The 1,394-nt window shown below is 56.6% G+C and carries 1 pseudogene; it reads right to left on the reverse strand.

From position 1 onward, the window contains the following. Positions 1-74: 74 nt before the first annotated feature. A pseudogene (locus AC2FLP_RS22070) lies at positions 75-1,383 on the reverse strand (IS3 family transposase). Positions 1,384-1,394: the final 11 nt, after the last annotated feature.

Raw genomic sequence — 1,394 nt, forward strand, 5'->3', positions numbered from 1 at the left:
TGTCCGTCTTCAGAGTTTTTCGGAGAGCTGAGGCGTTTTCGTAACGGAGGCTCTGGTTCGATTTCTGTTTGAGTTTAGGCGGCAGCGGATTGGTGCTGCAACCGGCGTTTTCTGATTGTCTGTTTCTTGATCTCCTCTCTCATCTTTAGGATCTTCGCGCCTCGGCCGCAGTAGACATCGGCGGGTGTCAGGTTATCCAAGCTCTCGTGGTAGCGACGGTTGTTGTAGTGGTCGACGAAGGCATCGATTTGGCGCTCCAGATCGCCGGGCAGATAATAGTTTTCCAAAAGAACCCGGTTCTTCATGGTCTGGTGCCAGCGTTCGATTTTGCCTTGGGTTTGCGGATGGTGCGGCGCACCGCGAACATGATCCATGCCTTTGTCATCGAGATAGTCGGCCAGATCGGCGGCGACGTAGGACGAGCCATTATCGCTGAGCAACCTCGGTTTGTGCACAACGGTTGCCTGATCGCAGCCTGAAGCCTGCAGTGCCAGATCCAGCGTGTCGGTCACGTCCTGAGCTTTCATCGTGGTGCAGAGCTTCCAGGCAATGATGTAGCGGCTGTAATCGTCAAGGATCGTCGACAAATAGAACCAGCCCCAGCCGATGACCTTGAGATAGGTGAAGTCGGTTTGCCAGAGCTCGTTCGGTCGGCTGGTTTTGTCCCGGAACTCATCCGCCGCGCGTATCACAACATGGGCCGGGGCGGTGATCAGGTCCTCAGCGCTGAGAATGCGGTAGACCGATGATTCAGAGACGAAGTACTGCTTCTCGTCGGTGTATTTGACCGCCAGTTCGCGCGGTGTCAGGTCTTCGTGCTCCAGGGCAAAATCGACGACATCGTTGCGAACCGTGTCTGGGATGCGGTTCCAGATCGACCCTGGCCGTGGTGAGCGATCCGCCAAGGCGTCTACGCCACCGTCGCTCCACCGGGCATACCAGTCGTAATAGGTGCTGCTGGGGATACCGAGCATCTTCAGGGTTTGCCGCGTCGGCAGATGCGAGGCCTCTACCGTGCGAATGATCTCAAGCTTTTCGGAGGCAGGGTATCTCATTCTTCGAACTCCCCATCCCCGATCATGCTTTTTTTGAGCAGACGGTTTTCCAGCGTCAGTTCGGCGACCACTTCCTTCAGGCGGCAGATTCCGACCGCAGTTCTTTGACTTCGGGGGATGTCGCCTGTCGCGTCGTGTCACCGGCCAAGCGGTGCTTCCCAGCTTCGAGGAATTCCTTTGACCAGGAATAATACAGGCTTTCTGCAATTCCCTCGCGGCGGCACAACGCAGCAATGCTCTCTTCGCCCCGTAGTCCTGCCAAGACGATCCTGATCTTCTCTTCGGCCGAGTAATGTTTGCGCGTCTTGCGCTTGATGCCCCTGACCAACTTGTCAGCGG

Source organism: Ruegeria sp. CDSA141 (assembly GCF_059612005.1).